The 23228-nt window shown below is 57.1% G+C and carries 22 protein-coding genes; 10 read left to right on the top strand and 12 right to left on the bottom strand.

The features are described 5' to 3' along the window. Positions 1-46: 46 nt before the first annotated feature. Positions 47-643, top strand: coding sequence for a DUF1454 family protein (locus NUX24_RS17875; RefSeq protein WP_047653016.1), 597 nt, complete (start codon positions 47-49; stop codon positions 641-643). Between the two features lie 111 nt (positions 644-754). Beyond that, complete coding sequence (gene tpiA, locus NUX24_RS17870; RefSeq protein ID WP_014172206.1) at positions 755-1522, top strand: triose-phosphate isomerase; 768 nt, start codon at positions 755-757, stop codon at positions 1520-1522. A 47-nt stretch (positions 1523-1569) separates the two neighbouring features. Here the strand turns inward: tpiA and NUX24_RS17865 are convergent, their stop codons facing one another. From NUX24_RS17865 to cpxP, 6 genes are all read right to left on the bottom strand, one after another. Continuing rightward, positions 1570-2874, bottom strand: a complete 1305-nt coding sequence (locus NUX24_RS17865; RefSeq protein ID WP_257833191.1) for an SLC13 family permease — start codon at positions 2872-2874, stop codon at positions 1570-1572. 73 nt (positions 2875-2947) lie between these two features. Beyond that, positions 2948-3691 (bottom strand): CDP-diacylglycerol diphosphatase, encoded by a 744-nt coding sequence (locus NUX24_RS17860; RefSeq protein ID WP_257833189.1) that lies wholly within the window; start codon positions 3689-3691, stop codon positions 2948-2950. 107 nt (positions 3692-3798) lie between these two features. Further along, positions 3799-4788, bottom strand: a complete 990-nt coding sequence (locus NUX24_RS17855) for a sulfate ABC transporter substrate-binding protein (protein WP_047653008.1) — start codon at positions 4786-4788, stop codon at positions 3799-3801. A gap of 135 nt (positions 4789-4923) precedes the next feature. Beyond that, on the bottom strand, positions 4924-5886 hold the full coding sequence (pfkA, locus tag NUX24_RS17850; protein WP_023309696.1) for a 6-phosphofructokinase: 963 nt from the start codon (positions 5884-5886) through the stop codon (positions 4924-4926). 174 nt (positions 5887-6060) lie between these two features. Then, positions 6061-6954, bottom strand: a complete 894-nt coding sequence (gene fieF / locus NUX24_RS17845) for a CDF family cation-efflux transporter FieF (protein ID WP_047653007.1) — start codon at positions 6952-6954, stop codon at positions 6061-6063. A 152-nt stretch (positions 6955-7106) separates the two neighbouring features. Then, on the bottom strand, positions 7107-7613 hold the full coding sequence (cpxP, locus tag NUX24_RS17840; RefSeq protein ID WP_023309730.1) for a cell-envelope stress modulator CpxP: 507 nt from the start codon (positions 7611-7613) through the stop codon (positions 7107-7109). A 150-nt stretch (positions 7614-7763) separates the two neighbouring features. On the opposite strand from cpxP, the gene cpxR reads away from it, so the two are divergent. Together cpxR and cpxA are read left to right on the top strand one after the other, a co-directional pair. Further along, a complete protein-coding gene (cpxR, locus tag NUX24_RS17835; protein WP_006179159.1) occupies positions 7764-8462 on the top strand; it encodes an envelope stress response regulator transcription factor CpxR in 699 nt (232 codons plus the stop codon). After that, the gene (gene cpxA / locus NUX24_RS17830; protein WP_023309731.1) at positions 8459-9832 is read left to right on the top strand and encodes an envelope stress sensor histidine kinase CpxA; all 1374 of its coding nucleotides are present in this window, start codon (positions 8459-8461) and stop codon (positions 9830-9832) included. The genes cpxR and cpxA overlap by 4 nt, the downstream gene beginning before the upstream one ends. A 52-nt stretch (positions 9833-9884) precedes the next feature. Here cpxA and yiiM read toward each other — a convergent pair whose 3' ends face one another. Further along, positions 9885-10559 carry a 6-hydroxyaminopurine reductase gene (yiiM, locus tag NUX24_RS17825; protein ID WP_193805342.1) on the bottom strand — a complete coding sequence of 225 codons (675 nt, stop codon included), beginning with the start codon at positions 10557-10559 and terminating at the stop codon, positions 9885-9887. 71 nt (positions 10560-10630) lie between these two features. Further along, positions 10631-11251: a superoxide dismutase [Mn] gene (gene sodA, locus NUX24_RS17820; protein ID WP_004203668.1), complete on the bottom strand. Its 621-nt coding sequence runs from the start codon at positions 11249-11251 to the stop codon at positions 10631-10633. Between the two features lie 288 nt (positions 11252-11539). Here sodA and rhaT point away from each other — a divergent pair, with 288 nt between their 5' ends. Continuing rightward, positions 11540-12574, top strand: a complete 1035-nt coding sequence (rhaT, locus tag NUX24_RS17815) for an L-rhamnose/proton symporter RhaT (protein ID WP_047653003.1) — start codon at positions 11540-11542, stop codon at positions 12572-12574. On the opposite strand, the gene rhaR is transcribed toward rhaT, so the two are convergent. Both rhaR and rhaS read right to left on the bottom strand, forming a co-directional pair. Continuing rightward, positions 12575-13423, bottom strand: coding sequence for an HTH-type transcriptional activator RhaR (gene rhaR, locus NUX24_RS17810; protein ID WP_214577554.1), 849 nt, complete (start codon positions 13421-13423; stop codon positions 12575-12577). 73 nt (positions 13424-13496) lie between these two features. Further along, positions 13497-14333 carry an HTH-type transcriptional activator RhaS gene (gene rhaS / locus NUX24_RS17805; protein WP_257833177.1) on the bottom strand — a complete coding sequence of 279 codons (837 nt, stop codon included), beginning with the start codon at positions 14331-14333 and terminating at the stop codon, positions 13497-13499. Positions 14334-14633: 300 nt separating this feature from the next. On the opposite strand from rhaS, the gene rhaB reads away from it, so the two are divergent. Genes rhaB through rhaM form a run of 5 tightly spaced genes read left to right on the top strand, consistent with a single transcriptional unit; the run spans position 14634 to position 19732 of the window. Continuing rightward, positions 14634-16103 carry a rhamnulokinase gene (gene rhaB / locus NUX24_RS17800; protein ID WP_257833175.1) on the top strand — a complete coding sequence of 490 codons (1470 nt, stop codon included), beginning with the start codon at positions 14634-14636 and terminating at the stop codon, positions 16101-16103. Further along, a complete protein-coding gene (rhaA, locus tag NUX24_RS17795; protein ID WP_257833173.1) occupies positions 16100-17359 on the top strand; it encodes an L-rhamnose isomerase in 1260 nt (419 codons plus the stop codon). Before rhaB ends, rhaA begins: the two co-directional genes overlap by 4 nt. 36 nt (positions 17360-17395) lie before the next feature. After that, the gene (gene rhaD, locus NUX24_RS17790) at positions 17396-18226 is read left to right on the top strand and encodes a rhamnulose-1-phosphate aldolase (protein ID WP_257833171.1); all 831 of its coding nucleotides are present in this window, start codon (positions 17396-17398) and stop codon (positions 18224-18226) included. 46 nt (positions 18227-18272) lie between these two features. Beyond that, positions 18273-19421, top strand: a complete 1149-nt coding sequence (gene fucO / locus NUX24_RS17785; RefSeq protein ID WP_257833169.1) for a lactaldehyde reductase — start codon at positions 18273-18275, stop codon at positions 19419-19421. Further along, the gene (gene rhaM, locus NUX24_RS17780) at positions 19418-19732 is read left to right on the top strand and encodes an L-rhamnose mutarotase (protein ID WP_047652989.1); all 315 of its coding nucleotides are present in this window, start codon (positions 19418-19420) and stop codon (positions 19730-19732) included. Before fucO ends, rhaM begins: the two co-directional genes overlap by 4 nt. Here the strand turns inward: rhaM and NUX24_RS17775 are convergent. Both NUX24_RS17775 and NUX24_RS17770 read right to left on the bottom strand, forming a co-directional pair. Then, positions 19720-20997: an MFS transporter gene (locus NUX24_RS17775; RefSeq protein WP_023309741.1), complete on the bottom strand. Its 1278-nt coding sequence runs from the start codon at positions 20995-20997 to the stop codon at positions 19720-19722. The genes rhaM and NUX24_RS17775 overlap by 13 nt on opposite strands. A gap of 44 nt (positions 20998-21041) precedes the next feature. After that, positions 21042-23165, bottom strand: coding sequence for an alpha-galactosidase (locus NUX24_RS17770; protein WP_257833167.1), 2124 nt, complete (start codon positions 23163-23165; stop codon positions 21042-21044). Positions 23166-23228: the final 63 nt, after the last annotated feature.

Genomic DNA, 23228 nt, shown 5'->3' with positions numbered 1-23228 from the left:
CAGATATCGTTTTAATCATGAGCACTTACGGCCAGGGGCAATGTTGATGAAAAGTTCGGCACGTTCTCTTTTCCTGTGTTTAGCGCTGCTCAGCGCGGGTTATCCCCTGCACGCCGCCGAAACCACAGCCCCGACCACAGCACCGTATCTTTTGGCGGGCGCGCCGTCGTTCGATCAGTCCATCAGCCAGTTTCGTGAAGCGTTCAATCAGACCAACCCCACGCTGCCGCTGGATGAGTTTCGCGCCATTGATGGCTCACGCGATACCCCCACGCTGACCCGTGCGGCAAGCAAGATTAACGAGAATTTGTATGCTTCGACGGCGCTGGAGCGCGGAACGTTAAAAATTAAAAGCATGCAGATCACCTGGCTGCCGATACAGGGTCCAGAGCAGAAAGCTGCTAAGGCGAAAGCGCTGGAGTACATGAGCGCGGTATTGCAGGCCTTTACCCCTGCGCTGACGAAAAAGCAAAGCCAGCAAAAGCTGCAAAAACTGCTGGCCGCGGGTAAAAACAAGCGTTACTACACCGATACCGAAGGCGCGATCCGCTATGTTGTGGCGGACAACGGCGAAAAAGGACTGACCTTCGCTGTTGAACCGATTAAGCTGGCACTATCTGACACCCTCGGCGGGGCGAATTAATGACAAAAAGCAAAGCCTTTCGAGGGAAAATCTCTATACTGATTCACAGACCATGCTGCCCGACAGGGTGGCCATATTCCTTAATTCGCTTATTGAGCGTGGAGAATTGAAATGCGACATCCTTTAGTGATGGGTAACTGGAAACTGAACGGCAGCCGCCACATGGTAAACGAGCTGGTTGCGAACCTGCGTAAAGAGCTGGCTGGCGTGACGGGCTGCGCGGTTGCTATCGCTCCGCCGGATATGTATCTGGATCTGGCTAAACACGCCGCTGACGGCAGCCACATCATTCTGGGCGCGCAGAACGTTGACGTTAACCTGTCTGGCGCGTTCACCGGTGAAACCTCCGCTGAAATGCTGAAAGATATCGGCGCGAAATACATCATCATTGGCCACTCAGAGCGTCGCACCTATCACAAAGAATCCGATGAGTTCATCGCGAAGAAATTCGCCGTGCTGAAAGAGCAGGGTCTGATCCCGGTTCTGTGCATCGGTGAAACCGAAGCGGAAAACGAAGCGGGCAAAACCGAAGAAGTGTGCGCACGTCAGATCGACGCAGTGCTGAAAACCCAGGGCGCGGCAGCTTTCGAAGGCGCGGTAATCGCTTACGAGCCAGTCTGGGCGATCGGTACCGGCAAATCTGCAACCCCTGCGCAGGCTCAGGCGGTTCACAAATTCATTCGTGACCACATTGCTAAAGCCGACGCGAAAGTCGCTGAGCAAGTGATTATCCAGTACGGCGGTTCCGTAAACGCTTCCAACGCTGCGGAGCTGTTCACCCAGCCAGACATCGATGGCGCGCTGGTTGGCGGTGCATCCCTGAAAGCTGACGCTTTCGCGGTGATCGTTAAAGCGGCAGAAGCGGCTAAACAGGCATAATTGCCTTTGGGCGGGTGGCGTTCGCGTTCACCCGCCTTACAAAACCGCTACAAACGGCCTAATACGCTAAACCACAAATAATCCAGCGGCAGCAGCACCAGATACGTTGCAATGGCCAGCGCCAGACAGAGCACCATCCCCGCCCTTGCAGGCACCTTTCCTAACCCCATAGCCACAACAATCGGCGACGCCTGATACGGCAGCAGCGGCGTGGAATAGCCCAGCACCTGAATCATGATCACTGACAGCAGCGGGAAACCGGTCGCGTCCGAGAAGCTCTGCGCCAGCGTGGTGTAAAGCGCAGGCACGCCGTTGGCGGTCATAATGAAGTTGAGCGCCGTGGTAATACCGGTCAGCGCCAGGAAACTGGTGAACGGTCTGTCTGCATCCAGCGGCATAATCCGGAGCAATGCTTCGCCCACGGCCGTTCCGATACCGGTTTGCGTCACCACGATCGCCAGCCCAAGAATACCCGCGACGTAAATACAGGTGCGCATGTTCACCCCGGCAGAAAACTCTTCCCCGGTAATGAAACCAATGCGCGGCAGCATAACGATGATCGACGCCGCCAGCCCCGTCCACGCCGGCCCCACGCCGTGCCAGCTCTCCGTGACCCACATCCCCAGCACCACCGCCAGCAGCCAGGCGAGACGCTTTTCATCTCGCCCCATCGGCTCAGACGGCGCCTGTTCCTTCGACGGTTTTGGGCTACCGGGAAATAGCCAGCAGATGAGGCCAATCAAAATCAGGCCTTTGAGAATGCCCAGCACCGGCGTGTGCAGCAGCAGATACGGGACATAGTTCAGATGGATGCCGTACGAGCCTTCCGCCGCACCGCTCATCACCAGATTAGGGACGTTTGCAGGCAGGATAGTCGCCGACAGCTGGAAAGTCCCGAACCCCACCGCCAGCGCAAGCCCGAACCAGGCGCGGGAGCCGTCGGCGATACCGGCGCGTTTTGCCATCGCCGCGACAATCGGCATCAGCAGCGCAATACGTCCCATGTTCGACGGCATCACAAACGCCAGCGCATAGCTCAGCAGCACCACGCTCGCCACCATCAACACCCAGGAGTCGGTCAGTCTTGCCGACAGCGCCCGGGCGGCCCTGTCCGCCAGTCCGGTTTTACGGATCGCCACGCCGAGCACAAAGCCGCTGAATACCAGCCAGAAAGCCGACGAGGCAAAACCGCCGAAGATGACTTCCGGCGGGGCGATCTTCGCAGTCATTGCCGCCGTGAAGAACAGCAGCGCGGTGATGAATTCCGGCAATAGCGACGTCGCCCACAGCACGATGGTGACGCCAACGATCAGTGAGGGCAGCAGCAGAGGATACGTTAACCAGAGCGACATACCTGTCTCCTGTAGAATTTTTCAGCAAGTCTACGGTGACAGGTAGCCCGAGTAAACGCGATTTATGGTGGGGTTACTTCAGGATAGCGCATTGATGATCCTGCAGTTCCTCCGCAGACGCGCGGTTAAGCGTGAGCAGGTTACGCTCGGTCGCCAGCAAAACAAATGAACCATCCGATTGCTGCGCCATCGCCAGCGCGAAGCGCCCCATATGGTCACGCGCTTCCGGCAGCTCTTCCGCCAGCATCATAAACGGGCTGCGCTGGACCAGTTCATTCTCGGTCACGCGGCGAGCAAGATACTCATGTCCTTCCAGTCCCCCGGGCAGAGGCAGCCACTGGGTGCTGATTTCTCCCTGTGCCGCGTTGAGCTTCTCGCGCACGTCCGGGCGCAGGCAGGAGATATGAATATGCAAATGGTTCTGGGTGCGGCCAGTCGGCGAGTTAATCGTCAGCGAAATAGCGCTGTCAGGCACCTCGGAGCCACGCTTGAGGGTCATAAAGCTGCGCGACTGCCACGCCAGCCAGAAAAAGTTCGGCGTATGCGCTTCGGTCAGCAGCGGGCTCTCGGTGCCGTTGATGCGGTAGGTTGGCATCAGCAGGTATTGCAGCGGCCCGTTGCGATCTTTAAATACCACATAGCCTGCATCCGTTTTCACCTGCGCACAGGGTGCCGGGTTACGGTTCTGGATCTGATTCGGCACGCACTGGTCGAGAACGATATGTCGCAACGCATTCGGATTACCCGCCTTCATCCAGTACACGCCGCCAGCGGCAAGGGCGATGACAATGAGGATCAAAAAGATAATTTTTTTCACAACGCGTTCCCTGTTTTCAATAGAGGCAAAAGAGTAACGCAAAATGATGACCAAATAAAAAACCCGGCGGATTTCTCACGCCGGGTCACCGTGTCATTGGCTAATGGTTAGCGCTGGCTGATTTGGTCGAAAGTGCCACCGTTAGAGAAGTGCTCTTTCTGCGCTTTGGTCCAACCGCCGAACTCGTCATCAATGGTGAAGAGTTTCAGTTTAGGGAATACGCTTTCGTATTTCTTCGCAACGGCCGGATCGCGTGGACGATAGAAGTTTTTCGCCGCAATTTCCTGGCCTTCTGGCGAGTACAGATACTTCAGATAGGCTTCCGCCACGGCTTTGGTGTCTTTCTTCTCAACCACTTTATCGACCACTGAAACGGTCGGCTCAGCCAGAATCGATTCGCTCGGGGTCACGATCTCGAATTTGTCTTTACCCAGCTCGTTGGTGGCCAGCAGGGCTTCATTTTCCCAGGCAATCAGCACGTCGCCAATCCCGCGCTCGACGAAGGTGTTGGTGGCGCCACGCGCGCCGGAGTCCAGCACTTCAACGTTTTTATACAGCGCTTTCACGAATTCCTGCGCTTTGGCCTGATCGTTATTGTTGTGATGCAGCGCGTAGCCCCATGCGCCCAGGTAGTTCCAGCGAGCGCCGCCGGAGCTTTTCGGGTTCGGGGTAATGACAGAAACGCCCGGTTTGATCAGATCGTTCCAGTCTTTAATTTGTTTCGGGTTTCCTTTACGCACCAGGAAGACGATGGTCGAGGTGTAGGGTGCGGAGTTATCCGGCAGGCGTTTGATCCAGTTTTTGTCGATGCGGCCACGCTCGGCGATCGCGTCAACATCGTAGGCCAGCGCCAGGGTTACCACGTCGGCTTCAATACCGTTTATCACGGACGTCGCCTGCTTGCCGGAGCCGCCATGCGACTGGCGAACCACCACGTTGTCGCCGGTTTCCTGCTTCCAGTGTGCCGCAAACGCTTTATTATATTGCTCGTACAGTTCACGCGTCGGGTCGTATGACACGTTCAGTAACTGGATATCCTTAGCCAGAACGCTGGTCGATGCCAGCAAAAATGTTAAACCCACGCCCCATTTATTCATCGCCCAGCTCTCTTGTGTAGTGTTTTGATGAATGCAGCGTGCCAGAAAGCGATTCGAGGATTAAAGAATAAAAAAAGATTGGCTATAACGTAGAGGAATAATGGCCCTCTTCGCGAAAGAAGAGGGCCAGGAGAATCAGTACAGCTTTTTCGCGCAGTCCAGCCAGTCACCTTTGAACGGACGCTTCATGTTTTCAATGGCGTCGATGATGTCGTGGTGAACCAGTTTTTCATTCTGAATACCGACGCAGCGGCCGCCGTGACCCTGCAGCAGCAGATCGATAGCGTACGCGCCCATACGGGACGCCAGAATACGGTCGTAAGGGCCTGGGGAGCCGCCGCGCTGGATGTGACCCAGTACGGTCGCGCGGGTTTCGCGTTTGGTTTCGGCTTCGATGTACTTCGCCAGCTCGTCAACGTCGCAGATATGCTCGGTGATAGCCACGATCGCGTGTTTTTTACCCTTCGCGATGCCCGCTTTGATTTCAGCCACCAGATCTTCACGGCTAAATTCGACTTCTGGCACGACGATAAATTCGCAACCGCCCGCAATGGCTGCCGCCAGCGTCAGGTCGCCACAGTAACGGCCCATCACTTCAACGATAGAGATACGCTGGTGAGAAGAAGAGGTGTCACGCAGACGGTCAATCGCTTCAACAACGGTACCCAGCGCAGTAAAGAAGCCGATAGTGTAGTCAGTACCTTTGATGTCGTTGTCGATGGTGCCCGGCAGACCGATGCACGGGAAGCCCATTTCGGTCAGACGTTTTGCACCCATGTAGGAGCCGTCACCACCGATAACCACCAGGGCGTCCAGGCCGCGTTTCTTCATGTTTTCGATAGCCACTTCACGAACGTGTTCATCACGGAATTCCGGGAAGCGCGCGGAACCGAGGAAAGTACCGCCACGGTTGATCATGTCAGACACGCTGTAACGGTCGAGCTGAACCATACGATCTTCATACAGGCCCAGATAACCGTCATAAACGCCAAAAACTTCCAGGCCTTCCGTCAGCGCTGCACGGACAACACCACGAATTGCCGCGTTCATGCCCGGCGCATCACCGCCGCTTGTCAACACACCGATTTTCTTAATCATGACTACCTCTGAACTTAGGAATGCAAAATTGAAATCTGTTGCCGGAAGAAACTTATCGACCAACGAATACTGCAAATAGTATATCAATCCCTTCCAGCTGAATTGATTCAGGTCAGACCAAACGGCGGTAATTTATACACAAAATGCTGGCCTGGCTCACTTTTTTACAACGAATTACGAAAGCCCAACATGACCGGGTACAACCGAGCAGGGATCCTGGTGAATGATGACGTCTGAACCAGGAAAACGCTGCAAAATCGCCTGCTCGACCTGCTCAGCAATAACGTGAGCCTGAACCAGTGGCAGGTTGTCTTCCATTTCAATATGAATCTGAATAAAGCGGGTCGGCCCTGACTGCCGCGTTCGAAGATCGTGTGCACCGCTGACGCCGGGCCAGGAGGTCACGATAGAAAAAATTTCATTACGTTCTGAGTCCGGGAGGGCGCGGTCAAGCAGTGATTGCACCGCTTCATACCCCATCCGCAGGGCGCTATATAAAATATAGATACCAATCCCTAACGCAAATAACGCATCGGCGCGATGCCAGCCATACCAGGCCAGACCGAGCGCAATGAGAATAGCCCCATTCATCATAACATCAGATTGATAATGAAGCATATCCGCCCGTACAGCCTGACTTTGCGTTTTGCGAACAACCCAACGCTGGAACGTTACCAGAACAAGTGTGCATATAAGCGCAACGATCGTCACAATCACGCCCACGCCGGGATCGTTCATCGGCGTCGGCGAGACGAGATGCTGAATGCCAGTGAGAAACAGGAACAGCGCAGAACCGGAAATGAACATACTTTGCGCCAGCGCGGCCAGCGACTCCGCTTTGCCGTGCCCAAACGTGTGCTCTTCATCCGCTGGCTGCAGCGAGTAACGCACCACCAGCAGGTTGGTCAACGAGGCGGCAATGTCCATCAGCGAGTCCACCAGCGCCGCCAGAATACTGACCGAGCCGGTATACCACCAGGCAAAGATTTTAATCAGTAACAGGCTGGAGGCCATGACGGTTGCCGCAATGGCGGCCCGGCTTACCAGTCTTCCATAGGATTGATTCATAAACGCTCCTGTCATGTCATGCCGCTATTATAACGGAAGCATGGGGAGTCTAAGGATGAATAAACGGTTAACAGGGCGGATGCGGGGCAAAAAAAACCCCCACATCATGTGGGGGAAGACAGGGATGGTGTCTATGGCAAGGAAAACAGGGTTTACTGGTTACTACGGGTACTGCTATTGCTACTGAAAAACGACGTTTCTGAGCTTCGCTGCATCCGTGCAACCTCACGCAGCTGGTCCATTCGCTGCTGATGTTTAGTGTTCAAAACCGCTTGCTGCTCGGGCGTTAGCAGATGGAACATCTGGTTGCGGACCTTCGCCATCTCTACCTGGCGGGCAACTTGTTCCTGTGCCATTTTTTCGGCCTGAGCGCGTACAGCGCTTTCGTCAAAATTTTCTGCGGTGACAAGGCGATGCATTGTCTCCATTTCGCTAACATTAACAGGGGGCTGGTCGTGTCGTGCCCTCTGCATCAGATCTCGCATCTGTTGACGCTGATGTTCGGTTAAACTTATGCCGTCAAACATATGGCTTTGGCTGCTGTTCTGCGTTGCACCCTCTTGTAAGGGACTGTTATCGCTGATGATAGCTTCAGCAGCCTGGCTAAACGCACTGAACGCCAGCGTTGAGGCCATGACGGCAGCGGTAACTTTGCGCATCACTTGCTCCCAAAATCTTTCGTGTCGCGATTCAACGAGAGACAGTCTACGATTCAGGCTGCAAACATGCGTCAGGGGGTGTAAAACAACGTAAAGTCATGGATTAGATAGCCTTGATGTCGTAATTTCTGCCTCGGAGGTATTTAAACAATGAATAAAATCCTGTTAGTTGATGATGACCGAGAGCTCACATCCCTTTTAAAGGAGTTGCTCGACATGGAAGGTTTCAACGTCCTGGTTGCCCATGATGGCGAGCAGGCGCTGAGTCTCCTTGACGACAGCATCGATTTACTTTTGCTCGACGTGATGATGCCGAAGAAAAACGGTATTGATACGTTGAAAGAGCTTCGCCAGACACACCAGACTCCTGTAATCATGCTGACCGCGCGCGGCAGCGAACTTGACCGCGTACTCGGCCTCGAGCTGGGCGCGGATGACTATTTACCGAAGCCGTTTAACGACCGTGAACTGGTTGCCCGTATTCGCGCTATCCTGCGCCGTTCGCACTGGAGCGAGCAGCAGCAAAATACCGACAACAGCTCACCCACCCTTGAAGTCGATTCCCTGAGCCTGAACCCGGGCCGTCAGGAAGCAAGCTTTGATGGCCAGACGCTGGAACTGACCGGCACGGAGTTCACCCTGCTGTATCTGCTGGCGCAGCACCTCGGCCAGGTGGTTTCGCGTGAACATCTAAGCCAGGAAGTGCTGGGCAAACGCCTCACCCCGTTTGACCGTGCCATCGACATGCACATCTCTAACCTGCGCCGTAAGCTGCCGGAGCGTAAAGACGGTCACCCATGGTTTAAAACTCTGCGTGGTCGCGGTTATCTGATGGTTTCCGCTTCATGATAGGAAGCTTAACCGCCCGCATCTTCGCCATCTTCTGGCTGACGCTGGCACTGGTTTTAATGCTCGTTTTGATGTTGCCAAAACTCGACTCACGCCAGATGACGGAGCTTCTCGACAGCGAGCAACGTCAGGGCGTGATGATCGAGCAGCACGTAGAAGCCGAGCTGGCAAACGATCCGCCGAACGATTTAATGTGGTGGCGCAGGCTGTTTCGCGCTATCGACAAGTGGGCGCCGCCCGGACAACGCCTGCTGCTGGTAACCAGCGAAGGCCGCGTGATTGGGGCCGATCGCAATGAAATGCAGATTATCCGCAACTTCATTGGCCAGGCGGATAACGCCGATCATCCCCAGAAGAAGAAATATGGCCGCGTAGAGATGGTGGGGCCTTTCTCCGTCAGGGACGGAGAGGATAATTATCAGCTCTACCTGATCCGTCCGGCGAGCAACTCCCAGTCTGATTTTATCAACCTGCTGTTTGACCGCCCTCTCCTGCTGCTGATTGTCACCATGCTGGTCAGCTCGCCGCTGCTGTTATGGCTGGCGTGGAGCCTGGCAAAACCGGCGCGTAAGCTGAAGAATGCCGCCGATGAGGTGGCGCAGGGTAACCTGCGACAACACCCTGAACTGGAAGCCGGGCCGCAGGAGTTCCTTGCCGCCGGAACCAGTTTTAACCAGATGGTGAGCGCCCTCGATCGCATGATGACCGCGCAGCAACGTCTGCTGTCGGATATCTCGCACGAGCTGCGTACCCCGCTTACGCGCTTGCAGCTTGGCACCGCGCTGCTGCGCCGCCGCAGCGGTGAGAGCAAAGAGCTGGAGCGTATTGAAACGGAAGCGCATCGCCTGGACAGCATGATCAACGACCTGCTGGTCATGTCGCGCAATCAGCAGAAAAACGCGCTGGTCAGCGAAACGGTGAAAGCGAATCACCTCTGGCACGAGGTGCTGGACAACGCGGCGTTCGAAGCGGAACAGATGGGTAAATCCTTCACCGTCAACTTCCCGCCGGGCCCGTGGCCGCTGTACGGTAACCCCAACACGCTGGAAAGCGCGCTGGAGAACATCGTGCGTAACGCTCTTCGCTACTCGCATACGAAGATTGAGGTGGCGTTCTCGGTGGATAAAGACGGGATTACCGTCATTGTCGATGACGACGGTCCTGGCGTGAGCCCGGAAGACCGCGAGCAGATTTTCCGTCCGTTCTACCGTACCGACGAAGCGCGCGACCGGGAATCGGGCGGTACGGGGCTGGGGCTGGCGATTGTTGAAACCGCCATGCAGCAGCACCGCGGCTGGGTGAAAGCCGATGACAGTCCGCTGGGTGGACTACGGTTAACGCTGTGGCTACCGTTGTATAAGCGTTCGTAGCTTTTAGTGCCGGGTGGCGGCTTCGCCTTACCCGGCCTACTTTCCTGGAAGACTATTTCCCCCACAATCTCCGCGAATTATCCTCGATCTTATTGCTTAAACGCCGCTTCTGCATCGTTCTTGTCCAGCTGGTTGATAGCCCCGCCGCCGACAGCAGGCGGTGATACTGCTCGTCGTCAAACGGCATATGCCAGGCAATGGCGCAGGCGTCATAAACGGACACATCGCTCAGGCGCGACGCCAGTTCAAGCGGTGCGTCCGCTGAAACCTGCCCAGCCAGCACCACGCGATACAGCCAGCCGGTTTTACCCGCTTTTTGCAGCTGGGCCGACATATCCTGAATACCGAAGTGGTAGTTGAGCTTAAAGCACGGCGAGCGTGGCTGCGTCACCTGAATCAGGGCATCGCCCCAGCGGTAGATATCACCGATAAACACGTTCTTTTCGGTGAGCCCTTCGGTGGAAAGATTTTCGCCAAACGCGGGGGCGACGAAGAGATCCGCCTGCTCGGGAAACTCGGTTTTCCAGTGCTGATAGTGTTCACGCGGGTAGTGGCACAGCGCGCGCTCGGGCCCGCCGTGGATTTTCTTTTCGGCCTGCTCGTCACCCGCAAGCCCGAGGTCGGTTAACGTCAGCTCACCGTCGACCTGAATTTTGGCGATGGCACTCGGGCGGCTGCCGTCGTACTCCCTTACCTTGCCTGTAAACACGTTCACCGGATAATGCATTGCTGCCTCCATTACGCAGATACAAAAAAAGCGAGTCATAAGACTCGCTTCTCACAGGCGTCAATGCAACCTTATTTTTTAGCGGCGAAACGCGCTGCTGCTTCGTCCCAGTTCACCACGTCCCAGAACGCTTTGATGTAGTCCGGGCGACGGTTCTGGAATTTCAGGTAGTAAGCGTGTTCCCACACGTCCAGACCCAGGATTGGGAAGCCGGATGCGCCAGAAATTGCTTCACCCATCAGCGGGGAGTCCTGGTTAGCAGTAGACACTACCGCCAGCTTGTCGCCTTTCAGAACCAGCCACGCCCAGCCAGAGCCGAAACGGGTTGCAGCGGCTTTTTCGAATTCCGCTTTGAAGTTGTCAACGGAGCCGAAGTCGCGCTCGATAGCCGCTTTCAGGTCGCCCTGCAGGGTAGTACCGGTCTTCAGGCCTTTCCAGAACAGGCTGTGGTTAGCGTGGCCGCCAGCGTTGTTACGCAGAACGGTTTTCTTGTCCGCTGGCAGCTGGTCCAGCTTGGTGATCAGCTCTTCAGCAGACAGGTTAGCGAACTCTGGCAGGCTTTCCAGCGCGGCGTTCGCGTTGTTCACATAGGTCTGGTGGTGTTTAGTGTGATGGATTTCCATCGTCTGCTTGTCGAAATGCGGTTCCAGTGCGTCGTAGGCATACGGCAGGGATGGCAGTGTATAACTCATAATCCTCTCCATTATTGTCGGGCGGCACAGCTGTTAATGCCGCGTAAGCAGTTGGTTCATTATAGTTAATTAAATGATATTGAAAATGATTATCAATGCCGTAGTTTTTATAAGGTTATTTGTTTTTTGCCTTATCGCAAAATTGTGAGTCTGCTCACCCGGTTAACGTGCTGATTGCCATCCAAAACAAAATTGCGGCAACCGTCTGAAGGTTCCTGAACTGCTTAATTTTTACACTCATCAAGCCGGGGGGAAGCCACCGGCTATAAAAACGATGAGGACGTAAAAATGAATCATGCGATTACGATGGGTATCTTCTGGCATTTGATAGGCGCGGCCAGCGCAGCCTGTTTCTATGCCCCGTTTAAAAAGGTGAAAGGGTGGTCGTGGGAAACCATGTGGTCAGTTGGCGGTACCGTGTCCTGGCTGATTTTGCCGTGGACCATTAGCGCCATTCTGCTTCCGGATTTCTGGGGCTACTTTACTTCCTTCAGTGCCTCCACCCTGCTGCCAGTGTTTCTGTTCGGTGCGATGTGGGGCATCGGCAACATCAATTACGGCCTGACCATGCGCTATCTCGGGATGTCGATGGGTATTGGTATCGCAATTGGCATTACGCTCATCGTCGGCACGCTGATGACGCCCATTCTTAACGGCAATGTCGACGTGTTGCTCAACACCAAAGGCGGGCAAATGACGCTGCTTGGCGTGCTTGTCGCGGTGATAGGCGTGGGTATCGTCACCCGCGCGGGACAGTTGAAAGAGCGCAAGATGGGCATCAAAGCCGAAGACTTTAACCTGAAGAAGGGGCTGCTGCTGGCAGTGATGTGCGGCATCTTCTCGGCGGGCATGTCGTTCGCCATGAACGCCGCAAAACCCATGCACGAAGCGGCCGCCGCGCTGGGCGTCGACCCGCTGTACGTGGCGCTGCCAAGCTACGTGGTGATCATGGGCGGCGGCGCGTTGGTAAACCTCGGCTTCTGCTTCATTCGTCTGGCAAAAGTGAAGGATTTGTCGGTAAAAGCCGATTTCTCACTGGCAAAATCCTTAATCATCACCAATGTGCTGCTATCGATGCTGGGCGGCCTCATGTGGTATCTGCAGTTCTTTTTCTACGCCTGGGGCCACGCCAGCATTCCACCGCAGTACGATTACATAAGCTGGATGCTGCACATGAGCTTCTACGTGCTGTGTGGCGGACTGGTTGGGCTGGTACTGAAGGAGTGGAATAACGCCGGGCGTCGTCCGGTGGGCGTGCTGAGCCTGGGCTGCGTGGTGATTATTATCGCGGCCAATATCGTAGGCCTCGGCATGGCGAACTGATTACGCTGCCTTTCGGCTGCGATGACGCCACTGAACCGGCGTCATCCCCACCTCGCGGTTAAACACCACCGAAAAGTAATTACTGTCCTCAAATCCGCTGCGCATCGCCACTTCACTGACCATCAGCTCGGTATGCTGCAACAGGTACTGGGCGTGGCAGATGCGCAGCTGGCGCAGGTAGTGGTTCACCGTCATCCCCGTCTGGGTGCGGAACTGCTGGCGCAGCGCGCGCTCGCTGCACTGCTCCTGCTCGCAAAACGTTTCCAGCACGAAACTTTTGTTCAGGCTGCCCGCAAGCCGGGCAATCAGCTTGTCCAGCAGCGCTTCCTGGACGGTTGCGGAGGGGTTATCGGTCGCGTAACGATGACGTTTGAGGGTCATCACCAGCTGGGCGAACAGCAGTTCCGCCATCGAATTTGCCACGGGATCGTGCTTCTGGCTCTCCTGCTCCAGCTGGGCGATCGTCTGGCGCACCTGAGCCATGCCGTTGCTGCTTAAGCGCCAGTGGGGTTCGCATCTGGCATTGAGAAAACCGGGGATATGGGTCGGCCAGTCGACATTCAGTTTAAGCCTGTCCGGGCAGTAGATAACGTTCTGCAACACCAGATCGTTAACCGAGGCGTAAGCGTGTTTGTCTTCGGCGCGGATGTAAAACAAATCGCCACGCGTGATGCGGTAGGGCCGGTCGTTGAGGATGTGTAAGCCGTTGCCGCGCCATACCAGCACCAGCTCGCAAAACTCGTGGGTATGCTCGGCAAAGACATTTTGCGGGTAGCGGTCGGCCACCGCGACGGCCTGACTCGCGGAGGCAAAAAAATCATCTTTGCGAAGAATTAACTGAGCGGCCACACCACCACCTCTACGGTGAATAACCGGATATTATTAGCCTTTTTGCGGCAATAAAACGGTGATTGCATTCGCGTTACTGGAGTGAAGCATCCTTTCCCTGACGGATATCGCGCGGCGACCAGCTAAATTCCCGGCGAAACAGCGTTGAAAAGTGATTGCTGTCGCCAAAACCACAGCAGTAGGCAATATCCGTGACGCTTTCGTCGGTGTGACGTAAAAGATGACGCGCTTTGATCAGGCGCAGACGGTTAAGGTAGCGCTGCGGCGTCAGCCCGGTGTGCTGCTTAAGCTGGCGATGCAGGGTGCGCAGGGACAGTGAAAAATCATCCGCCAGCGTCTCCCAGCAGACATCCTCGGTGAAATGATCTTCCAGCCAGGCCATCAGATGGTTCAGGCGCGCGTCGTTATTTTCCAGCCCTTCCACAAGGCTGCTGCGACGCAGCAGCACCAGCAGCTGCATAAACAGCAGCTCGCGGGAGGCAATAGCATACGTCTCCTGCTCGCCCTCGCTCTGCTCCAGTTGATTCACCAGCTGGCGCACCTGCTGCAACGTGGACTGATTGACCCGCCAGTGAGACGGGTAGTGTCCATCCTGCTCCTGAGGCAGTAGCTTGTTCAACCCCGACAGAAACTGGAACGCGTCCGGCGAACGATAGAGCACGTTGGTCAGGCACAGGTTGTCGGTATGTTCATACAAATGCCTGTCGTGATCGCGCACGAAGCACACCATACCGCCGCTGATGGTGTAGGGCTGGCCGTTGAAGACATGAATACCCGTTCCATGCTCGACAATCACAATTTCATGAAAATCATGATGATGTTCAGGAAACGCAGCCTGCGGGAGCCGGGGCTCTATCGCAACCGGAGACGTTCCCGACGGGAAAAAATCGACGCTGTGCAATACGGTCATAACGGCCCCCACCAATGAGGAAAGTTCTCGAATAGTAATTAAGGCCTTCCGCACTCACCTTAAATTTTTGACAGTAAACGGCGCAAAAGCCGTCAGTTTTTCAAGAAACAGACGGAAAAATCGGGAAATGCGGTCAGCGTCACATTGCCCGAAAACCCTGCCATAACAGGAAATTGTGAACTTCCTCACGATCATCTTTGCTTTCTTGCCAGCGCGAGATTCGTGCTGTCAGTGACGAGAAGGTGGTCTTTTCGTCCCTTTTTTACACTCAGCACCAATGACTTAAGAAGGGACCTGACCATGACTTTTCGCCATTGTGTGGCTGTCGATTTAGGCGCATCCAGCGGCCGCGTAATGCTCGCCACCTGGGACTGCGATCGGCGCACGCTTACGCTTCGCGAAATGCACCGTTTCGCCAACTGCCTGCAAAAACAGGACGGTTTTGATACCTGGGATATTGATGCCCTGGAAGCGGAGATCCGCACCGGGCTGAACAACGTCTGCAATGACGGCATTCGCATCGACAGCATCGGCATCGATACCTGGGGCGTGGACTACGTTCTGCTCGACAGCCGCGGCGAACGCGTCGGCCTGCCCGTCTCGTATCGCGACAGTCGCACCGACGGGATGATGGCACACGCCATCGCACAGCTTGGCATGGACAACATCTATGGCCGCAGCGGTATTCAGTTTCTGCCGTTTAACACGCTGTATCAGCTGCACGCGCTGGTTGAGCAGCAGCCGGAGCTGGTCAAAAAGGTGACGCACGCGTTACTCATTCCGGACTACTTAAGCTATCGGCTGACCGGCAACATGAACTGGGAATACACCAACGCCACCACCACGCAGCTGGTCAACATCAACACCGATAGCTGGGATGAAACCCTGCTGACCTGGACGGGCGCCTCGCCCTCCTGGTTCGGCACGCCAACGCACCCCGGAAATGTGATAGGTCGGTGGATTTGCCCGCAGGGGAATGAAATCCCCGTCGTTGCCGTCGCCAGTCACGATACCGCCAGCGCAGTAATTGCATCCCCGCTGGCCAGTAGAGACACGGCCTACCTCTCGTCCGGCACCTGGTCGCTGATGGGTTTTGAGAGCAAAACGCCGTACACCAGCGACGCCGCGTTGGCGGCCAACATCACTAACGAAGGCGGTGCCGAAGGGCGCTACCGCGTTCTGAAGAACATCATGGGCCTGTGGCTGCTCCAGCGAATGCTGAAAGAGCAGCACATTACCGACCTGCCCGCGCTTATCGCAGAAACCGAAAAGCTGAAGGCCTGTACGTTCCTGATTAACCCGAACGACGACCGCTTTATTAACCCGGTGCATATGAGCGCCGAAATCCAGTCCGCCTGTTTCGAAGCCGGGCAGCCGGTGCCTTCCCGTCCTGCCGAGCTGGCGCGCTGTATTTTTGACAGCCTCGCCCTTCTCTACGCGGATGTACTGAGCGAGCTGGTCGACCTGCGAGGCGCACCGTTCAGCCAGTTGCATATCGTGGGCGGAGGCTGCCAGAACCAACTGCTGAACCAGATCTGCGCCGATGCCTGCGGCATCACCGTGGTGGCGGGGCCGGTGGAGGCTTCGACGCTCGGCAACATCGGTATTCAGCTGATGACCCTGGACGAACTTTCTGATGTCGATGAATTCCGTTCGGTGGTCACCGCGAATACCTGCCTGACCACCTTCACCCCCAATCCCTGCCATGAAATAGCCCGCTACCGGGCGCAGTTTCAGCAAAAACGACTGACTAAGGAGCTTTGCGCATGACCACTCAATTAGAACAAGCCTGGGAGCTGGCTAAACAGCGTTTCGCCGCCGTCGGCGTGGATGTCGAAACGGCGCTGCGCCAGCTCGACCGTCTGCCCGTCTCTATGCACTGCTGGCAGGGTGATGACGTCGCCGGCTTCGAGAACCCGGGCGGTTCTCTGACGGGGGGTATTCAGGCGACGGGTAACTATCCGGGCAAAGCGCGCAACGCCACCGAACTGCGTGCCGACCTGGAGCTGGCGCTGAGCCTGATCCCGGGGCCAAAACGTCTGAACCTGCATGCGATTTATCTGGAGTCCGACGCACCGGTAGCGCGTAACGAGATCAAACCGGAACACTTTAAAAAGTGGGTGGCGTGGGCGAAAACCAACAAGCTTGGTCTGGACTTTAACCCGTCCTGCTTCTCGCACCCGCTGAGCGCCGACGGTTTTACCCTCGCGCACGCGGACGACGACATCCGCCAGTTCTGGATCGACCACGTGAAGGCCAGCCGCCGCGTTTCGGCGTATTTCGGCGAGCAGCTCGGCACGCCGTCAGTAATGAACATCTGGATCCCGGACGGCATGAAAGACATCACCGTCGACCGCCTGGCCCCGCGTCAGCGCCTGCTGGCCGCGCTGGATGAGGCCATCAGCGAGAAGCTGGACCCGGCGCACCACATCGACGCCGTGGAGAGCAAGCTGTTCGGCATTGGCGCCGAAAGCTACACCGTCGGCTCGAACGAGTTCTACATGGGGTACGCCACCAGCCGCCAGACCGCGCTGTGCCTGGACGCCGGTCACTTCCATCCGACCGAGGCGATCTCCGACAAAATCTCCGCCGCCATGCTCTACGTGCCGCGCCTGCTGCTGCACGTCAGCCGCCCGGTGCGCTGGGACAGCGACCACGTGGTGCTGCTGGATGACGAAACCCAGGCGATTGCCAGCGAAATTATCCGTCACGACCTGTTCGACCGCGTGCACATTGGCCTCGACTTCTTCGATGCCTCCATCAACCGCATCGCGGCGTGGGTTATTGGCACCCGCAATATGAAGAAAGCCCTGCTGCGCGCGCTGCTGGAGCCAACCGCAGTGCTGAAAAAGCTGGAAGAAAACGGCGACTACACCGCGCGCCTGGCGCTGCTGGAAGAGCAGAAATCCCTACCGTGGCAGGCCGTTTGGGAGATGTACTGCCAGCGTAACGACGCTCCGGCAGGCAGCCAGTGGCTGGAAAACGTGCGCGCGTACGAGAACAACGTGTTGAGCAAGCGCGGGTAATTTTGCCCTCACCGCGATAACTGGAAAATAAAGACTATGCAGACTATCACCCACTCCTGGTTCGTCCAGGGCATGATCAAAGCCACCTCTGATGCCTGGCTGAAAGGCTGGGACGAGCGCAACGGCGGCAACCTGACGCTGCGTCTGGACGACGCGGATATCGCGCCTTACACCGGGGATTTTCACCAGAAGCCACGCTATATTGCACTGAGCCAGCCCTTGCCGCTGCTGGCCAACACGCCGTTTATCGTCACCGGTTCCGGCAAGTTCTTCCGCAACGTTCAGCTTGATCCACAGGCCAACCTCGGCGTGGTGAAAGTGGATAGCGACGGCGCGGGCTACCACATTCTGTGGGGTCTGACCGATGAGGCGGTACCCACGTCTGAACTGCCGGCGCACTTCCTCTCCCACTGCGAGCGCATCAGGGCGACTAACGGCAAAGATCGCGTGATCATGCACTGCCACGCCACCAACCTGATCGCCCTGACCTATGTGCTGGAAAACAGCGCCGATTTCATCACCCGCAAGCTGTGGGAAGGCAGCACCGAGTGTCTGGTGGTGTTCCCGGATGGCGTGGGCATTCTGCCGTGGATGGTGCCGGGTACCGACGAAATTGGCCAGGCAACCGCCAGAGATATGCAAAAACATTCGCTGGTGCTGTGGCCGTTCCACGGCGTGTTCGGCAGCGGTCCGACGCTGGATGAAACTTTCGGCCTGATCGACACCGCCGAGAAATCGGCTGAAGTGCTGGTGAAGGTTTATTCCATGGGAGGAATGAAGCAGACCATTACCCGCGAAGAGCTTATTGCGCTCGGCAAGCGCTTCGGCGTGACCCCGCTACGGTCAGCGCTGGAAATCTATGCATAAACCCTCGCTGACCGGACGGTACGGGCGATAGTTAAGGAGAATTATCATGAGCTTTATGTTGGCACTTCCAAAAATCAGCCTTCACGGCGCCGGCGCTATTGGCGATATGGTTAACCTGGTGGCGAACAAGCAGTGGGGAAAAGCGCTGATTGTCACCGACGGCCAGCTGGTAAAGCTGGGCCTGCTCGACAGCCTTTTTGCCGCGCTTGACGCCCATCAGATGTCGTATCACCTGTTCGACGAGGTGTTCCCGAACCCGACGGAAGCGCTGGTGCAAAAAGGATTTGCGGCATACCGGGACGCGGAGTGTGATTACGTGATCGCCTTCGGCGGCGGCAGCCCAATTGATACCGCCAAGGCGATTAAAATCCTCACCGCCAACCCCGGTCCTTCCACCGATTATGCCGGCGTCGGCAAGGTGAAAAACGCGGGCGTGCCGCTGGTGGCGATCAACACCACCGCAGGCACGGCGGCGGAGATGACCAGCAACGCGGTAATCATCGACTCCGCGCGCCAGGTGAAAGAGGTGATCATCGATCCGAATATCATTCCGGACATCGCCGTGGACGATGCCAGCGTCATGCTGGATATTCCCGCCTCCGTGACCGCCGCAACGGGGATGGACGCGTTAACCCACGCCATAGAAGCCTACGTGTCCGTTGGCGCGCACCCGCTGACCGATGCCAACGCGCTGGAGGCAATCCGCCTGATCAACCTCTGGCTGCCGGAAGCGGTCGAAGACGGTCATAATCTTGAGGCGCGCGAGCAGATGGCGTTTGGTCAGTATCTGGCGGGCATGGCGTTTAACAGTGCGGGTCTCGGCCTTGTGCATGCCCTGGCGCACCAGCCGGGCGCGACGCACAACCTGCCGCACGGCGTGTGCAACGCCATCCTGCTGCCGATCGTTGAAAGCTTTAACCGCCCGAACGCAATCGCGCGTTTTGCCCGCGTGGCGCAGGCGATGGGCGTCGAAACCAGCGGCATGAGCGATGAAGCCGCCAGCATGTCCGCCATTCAGGCGATTCGCGACCTGAGCGCTCGCGTCGGCATCCCTTCCGGCTTCAGCCAGCTCGGCGTGACCAAAGCCGATATTGAAGGCTGGCTGGATAAAGCTCTCGCCGACCCGTGCGCGCCATGCAATCCGCGCACCGCCAGCCGCAACGAGGTTCGCGAGCTGTATCTGGAGGCATTATGATCCGCAAAGCCTTTGTTATGCAGGTTAACCCGGACGCGCATAAGGAGTACGCGCGTCGCCACAACCCCATCTGGCCCGAGCTGGAAGCGGTACTGAAAGACCACGGTGCGCACCGCTACGCCATCTATCTCGACAGAGAACGCAGCCTGCTCTTTGCCACCGTGGAGATTGATTCGGAGGAGCGCTGGAACGCGGTCGCGAGTACTGACGTCTGCCAGCGCTGGTGGAAACACATGCGTGATGTAATGCCGTCGAACCCGGACAACAGCCCGGTGAGTACCGGGCTGGAAGAGGTGTTTTACCTGGACTGACCGGTTAACGCTGCCGCACCCGCGGCAGCGGCTATCTCCTGCCTGCTGCTCAGCGTAAACGCCGACACTACCGTAATCGCCAGCACGAAACAGCCCAGCATCAGATACGTCTCCTGGAAGCCGATCCGGTCATACATATTCCCGGCAAAAGCGGAGAGGAAAATGGCCGCCGACTGCTTGGCGAACTGGAAGCCGATCAGATAGATAGTCGCTGACAGTCGGGTATCAAACACCCCGGTGATGTACTTGAATGCCCCCACCAGCAGGAACGGCACCTCCAGCGCGTGCAGCATCTTGAGGGCAATCACCTCCACGGCTGTGGTGGCGAACGATGAGCCGATAATGCGCGTCGCCATAATCACCCCAGCGATCAGCAGCGTATTTTTCGCGCCGATGCGGTTAATGATCCACGGCGAACAAAACATGATGATCGCGTTGCAGATTTCCCCCGCCGTGGTAGCGAAACCAAAGGCGCGAGTACCTTCCTGCGGCGTGGCGAAGAACGTTTTGAAGAAAGTGGCAAACTGCTGGTCAAATACGTCGTAGACGCAGGCTACGCCAATCACGTACAGAATAAACATCCACATCCTGCGCTGACGGAACAGGCTAAAGACCGTTTTCGCAGTGATCTGCGGCTGGTTGGCACCCAGCGCATTCATCACCTGCGCCGTCTGGTTGGGTTTTGGCTTCGCGACCACCAGCAACAGCATCAACAGCAGCGCCGCCGCAGACCCCATCCAGAAAACATATGACGGATCGATGCCAAACAGGATCCCGCCCGTGGAGGCGCATAGCCCCCAGCCGAGGCAGCCAAACATGCGCGCCTTACCGTATTCAAAGAAACTGTTACGGCTCACGCGTTCAATGTAGGCCTCAATTGCCCCCGAGCCCGCCGAAAAGACAAAGCCGATATACAGGCCACCGCTCAGCGCGCCCAGCCAGATGTTGGCTTTCAGCAACGGCGCAAAGACGTAGAGGAAGAAAGGGGCAAACAGGAACAGCAGCACGGAGATGATCCACAGCAGGTGTTTTTTCAGCCCCAGCTTGTCCGAGATCACGCCAAGCACCGGCTGGAAGGCGATAGCCGACAGCGAGATGCAGGAGAAGACAATCCCGGTATGGGTTTTATTCAGGCCGATGATGTCCGACAGCCAAATCGGCAGGAACGGAAAGCAGGTGGCCATGATGAAGAAGTAGAGAAAGAAGAACAGCCCAAAGATCCAGAAGTTAGGGTTGTCTTTGTGGGTACAGGTTGTTGTGTTCATTATTTTTATCCTCAACGGAGGGCCGGCTGCCCGGCCCGTCACCCTTACACGCGTTCAACGCCAATCAGAATGGCGGTTTCCGGATCCAGAATCGGCAGCGCAATGCCCGCCTGCATCAGCCACTCGCCGCTCACCGTTTGCGGCGTTTCCATCCATGCCGGTAGCTTGCGCATGGTGTGCCCTCCCTCGCCCGTAATCTGAATATTCGGGTGATCGAGCAGCGTGACGCGGTACCGCGCGCTGGCCTCCAGCCCCGCCATGCGCAGCGGCATCATCAGGCTGTAGTCCGGCATCGCGAGCTGGCTGACCATAAACAGCCCCTGCGCCTTATCTTCGCTTACAATCCCCTGCGCCAGCGTTGTGACGTCCGGCATATCAATTCGCCACTGGGTGCCGTGATGAATGACATCCCGCCACTGCTTGTGCAGCGCGGCGTAATGGCGATAGCCTTCGCGCTCCTGTTCGTCCACGGTGAGCGGATCCAGCTCCAGCCCCATATGGCCAAACAGGGCCGTTAGCCCGCGAAACTGGATGCTATGCTGGCGGAAGGTGGCGTGGCATTGATGATGACCAATATGCGCGCCCATCACCTCCGGCGGGAAGAAGTAGCTCATGCCGCGCTGGATGGTGCTGCGCTCCAGCGCGTCGTTGTTGTCGGACGCCCAGAAGCGGTGGCTGCGGGTCAGTACCTCATAATCAATGCGACCGCCGCCGGAGGAGCAGGATTCAAACTCAATATGCGGGAAGCGCTCGCCCAGCACGTCCAGCAGGCGGTAAAACTGACGGGTCTGGGCGTCGGCGGCGGCTTTACCGTTGTGTCCAGGCTGCACCAGCTCGCGGTTCATGTCCCACTTCACGTAGTCGACCGCATGTTCGCCCAGCAGCCAGCTCATGCGCTCCACCAGGTAATCAAAGGCCTCAGGGATGTTGAGATTGAGGACCAGCTGGTGTCGTCCGGTCGCCTGGGGATAGCCCGGCAGCGCCAGTACCCAGTCAGGATGTGCGCGGTACAAATCTGAATCCGGGTTGATCATCTCCGGCTCAACCCAGATGCCAAACTCCATGCCCAGCCGTTTGACGTGGTCGATCACCGGCGTCAGGCCATTCGGGTATTTTTTCTCGTCGAGATACCAGTCGCCCAGCGCGGCATGGTCGTCATTGCGGCCTTTGAACCAGCCGTCATCGATGATGAAGCGCTCCACGCCCAGCGCGGCAGCCTCGTCGGCCATGCGCTTGATGTACTCCGGATCGTGGTTGAAGTAGATCCCTTCCCAGGTATTGAGGTGCACCGGGCGCGGTTTGTTTTCCGGGAAGCGGATGACGTTATTGCGCAGGTAGCGGTGGAACGGCTGGCTCATGCCGTTCAGGCCCTGCGTGGAGTAGCTGGCATACAGGCGCGGCGTCCAGAGCGTATCGCCCTCCTCAACCACCATTTCACCCGGCAGGTAGAGCGCTTCGGCCTGGAGATAGCGACGACCGTCGGTTTTCGCTTCCGCGCGCAGGCGGTGATTACCGCTCCAGCCCAGATGCACGCCCCAGACGTCGCCCTGCATTTCGCTGAACGACGGCGTACCGGCAATCAGCGCCGGGAAGTGCTCGTGGGAGGTTTTACCCCGACGGTTTTCAATCACGAAGCTGTCATGTTCAAGCTTTACGCGGTGCGGCTGAAACTCCCTGATCCAGCGACCGTGGAAGGCCATTACCTCCTGCGCGCGCTCGGCCACCGGCAGCGTGACGGCAAAACGGTCCACCTGCCAGGGGATCGCTTTCAGGTTCGTTAAACCGTGACGAACCACCAGCACGCCGCTGGCATCCAGCGCCAGCTCGCTGGTCAGGCACAGTCCCGCGCATTCATCTTCGGCGGTAATCGTGAGGGTGTTAACGCCCTGCTGCACCTGCGTGGTTTTGAACACCGGGGAACCGTCCAGCCCCTGGCGATGCCCCTCAATGCCAGGCGAGCCAAACAGGCCATGCCCCAGCTCGGCCATCAGCGTGACCGGGGAGTCGACGTCAAGCCTGCCGTTGGCAACGGGACGTGCGAGCGTAGCAACATCCTGCTGAGAAAAGTGCTGAAGGTGCGGCCCCCAGTAGAGAATTTCGGCGAACGGATGGGTTTTGATCACCACGTCTACCGTCGTGGTTTCGAGTCGTAAAACGGAATCTTGCATCAGACATCTCCTGTCATCGGGATGATCTGAGTGTTGATCCGAAACGTTTCGGATACAAACCAA

The organism is Enterobacter sp. HG048, assembly GCF_024702055.1.
GTDB lineage: Bacteria > Pseudomonadota > Gammaproteobacteria > Enterobacterales > Enterobacteriaceae > Enterobacter > Enterobacter dykesii.
This window is presented reverse-complemented; position numbering and strand designations above follow the sequence as displayed.

Bases quoted from the DNA above. Each gene is read 5' to 3' on its own strand.
- cpxP (WP_023309730.1), bottom strand. From the start codon at position 7,613: ATGCGCAAAGTTACCGCTGCCGTCATGGCCTCAACGCTGGCGTTCAGT.
- rhaB (WP_257833175.1), top strand. From the start codon at position 14,634: ATGACTTTTCGCCATTGTGTGGCTGTCGATTTAGGCGCATCCAGCGGC.
- NUX24_RS17855 (WP_047653008.1), bottom strand. From the start codon at position 4,788: ATGAATAAATGGGGCGTGGGTTTAACATTTTTGCTGGCATCGACCAGC.
- NUX24_RS17770 (WP_257833167.1), bottom strand. From the start codon at position 23,165: ATGCAAGATTCCGTTTTACGACTCGAAACCACGACGGTAGACGTGGTG.
- NUX24_RS17865 (WP_257833191.1), bottom strand. From the start codon at position 2,874: ATGTCGCTCTGGTTAACGTATCCTCTGCTGCTGCCCTCACTGATCGTT.
- rhaA (WP_257833173.1), top strand. From the start codon at position 16,100: ATGACCACTCAATTAGAACAAGCCTGGGAGCTGGCTAAACAGCGTTTC.
- fucO (WP_257833169.1), top strand. From the start codon at position 18,273: ATGAGCTTTATGTTGGCACTTCCAAAAATCAGCCTTCACGGCGCCGGC.
- yiiM (WP_193805342.1), bottom strand. From the start codon at position 10,559: ATGCATTATCCGGTGAACGTGTTTACAGGCAAGGTAAGGGAGTACGAC.
- rhaD (WP_257833171.1), top strand. From the start codon at position 17,396: ATGCAGACTATCACCCACTCCTGGTTCGTCCAGGGCATGATCAAAGCC.
- rhaS (WP_257833177.1), bottom strand. From the start codon at position 14,333: ATGACCGTATTGCACAGCGTCGATTTTTTCCCGTCGGGAACGTCTCCG.
- cpxR (WP_006179159.1), top strand. From the start codon at position 7,764: ATGAATAAAATCCTGTTAGTTGATGATGACCGAGAGCTCACATCCCTT.
- tpiA (WP_014172206.1), top strand. From the start codon at position 755: ATGCGACATCCTTTAGTGATGGGTAACTGGAAACTGAACGGCAGCCGC.
- rhaM (WP_047652989.1), top strand. From the start codon at position 19,418: ATGATCCGCAAAGCCTTTGTTATGCAGGTTAACCCGGACGCGCATAAG.
- sodA (WP_004203668.1), bottom strand. From the start codon at position 11,251: ATGAGTTATACACTGCCATCCCTGCCGTATGCCTACGACGCACTGGAA.
- NUX24_RS17875 (WP_047653016.1), top strand. From the start codon at position 47: ATGAAAAGTTCGGCACGTTCTCTTTTCCTGTGTTTAGCGCTGCTCAGC.
- fieF (WP_047653007.1), bottom strand. From the start codon at position 6,954: ATGAATCAATCCTATGGAAGACTGGTAAGCCGGGCCGCCATTGCGGCA.
- NUX24_RS17775 (WP_023309741.1), bottom strand. From the start codon at position 20,997: ATGAACACAACAACCTGTACCCACAAAGACAACCCTAACTTCTGGATC.
- cpxA (WP_023309731.1), top strand. From the start codon at position 8,459: ATGATAGGAAGCTTAACCGCCCGCATCTTCGCCATCTTCTGGCTGACG.
- pfkA (WP_023309696.1), bottom strand. From the start codon at position 5,886: ATGATTAAGAAAATCGGTGTGTTGACAAGCGGCGGTGATGCGCCGGGC.
- rhaT (WP_047653003.1), top strand. From the start codon at position 11,540: ATGAATCATGCGATTACGATGGGTATCTTCTGGCATTTGATAGGCGCG.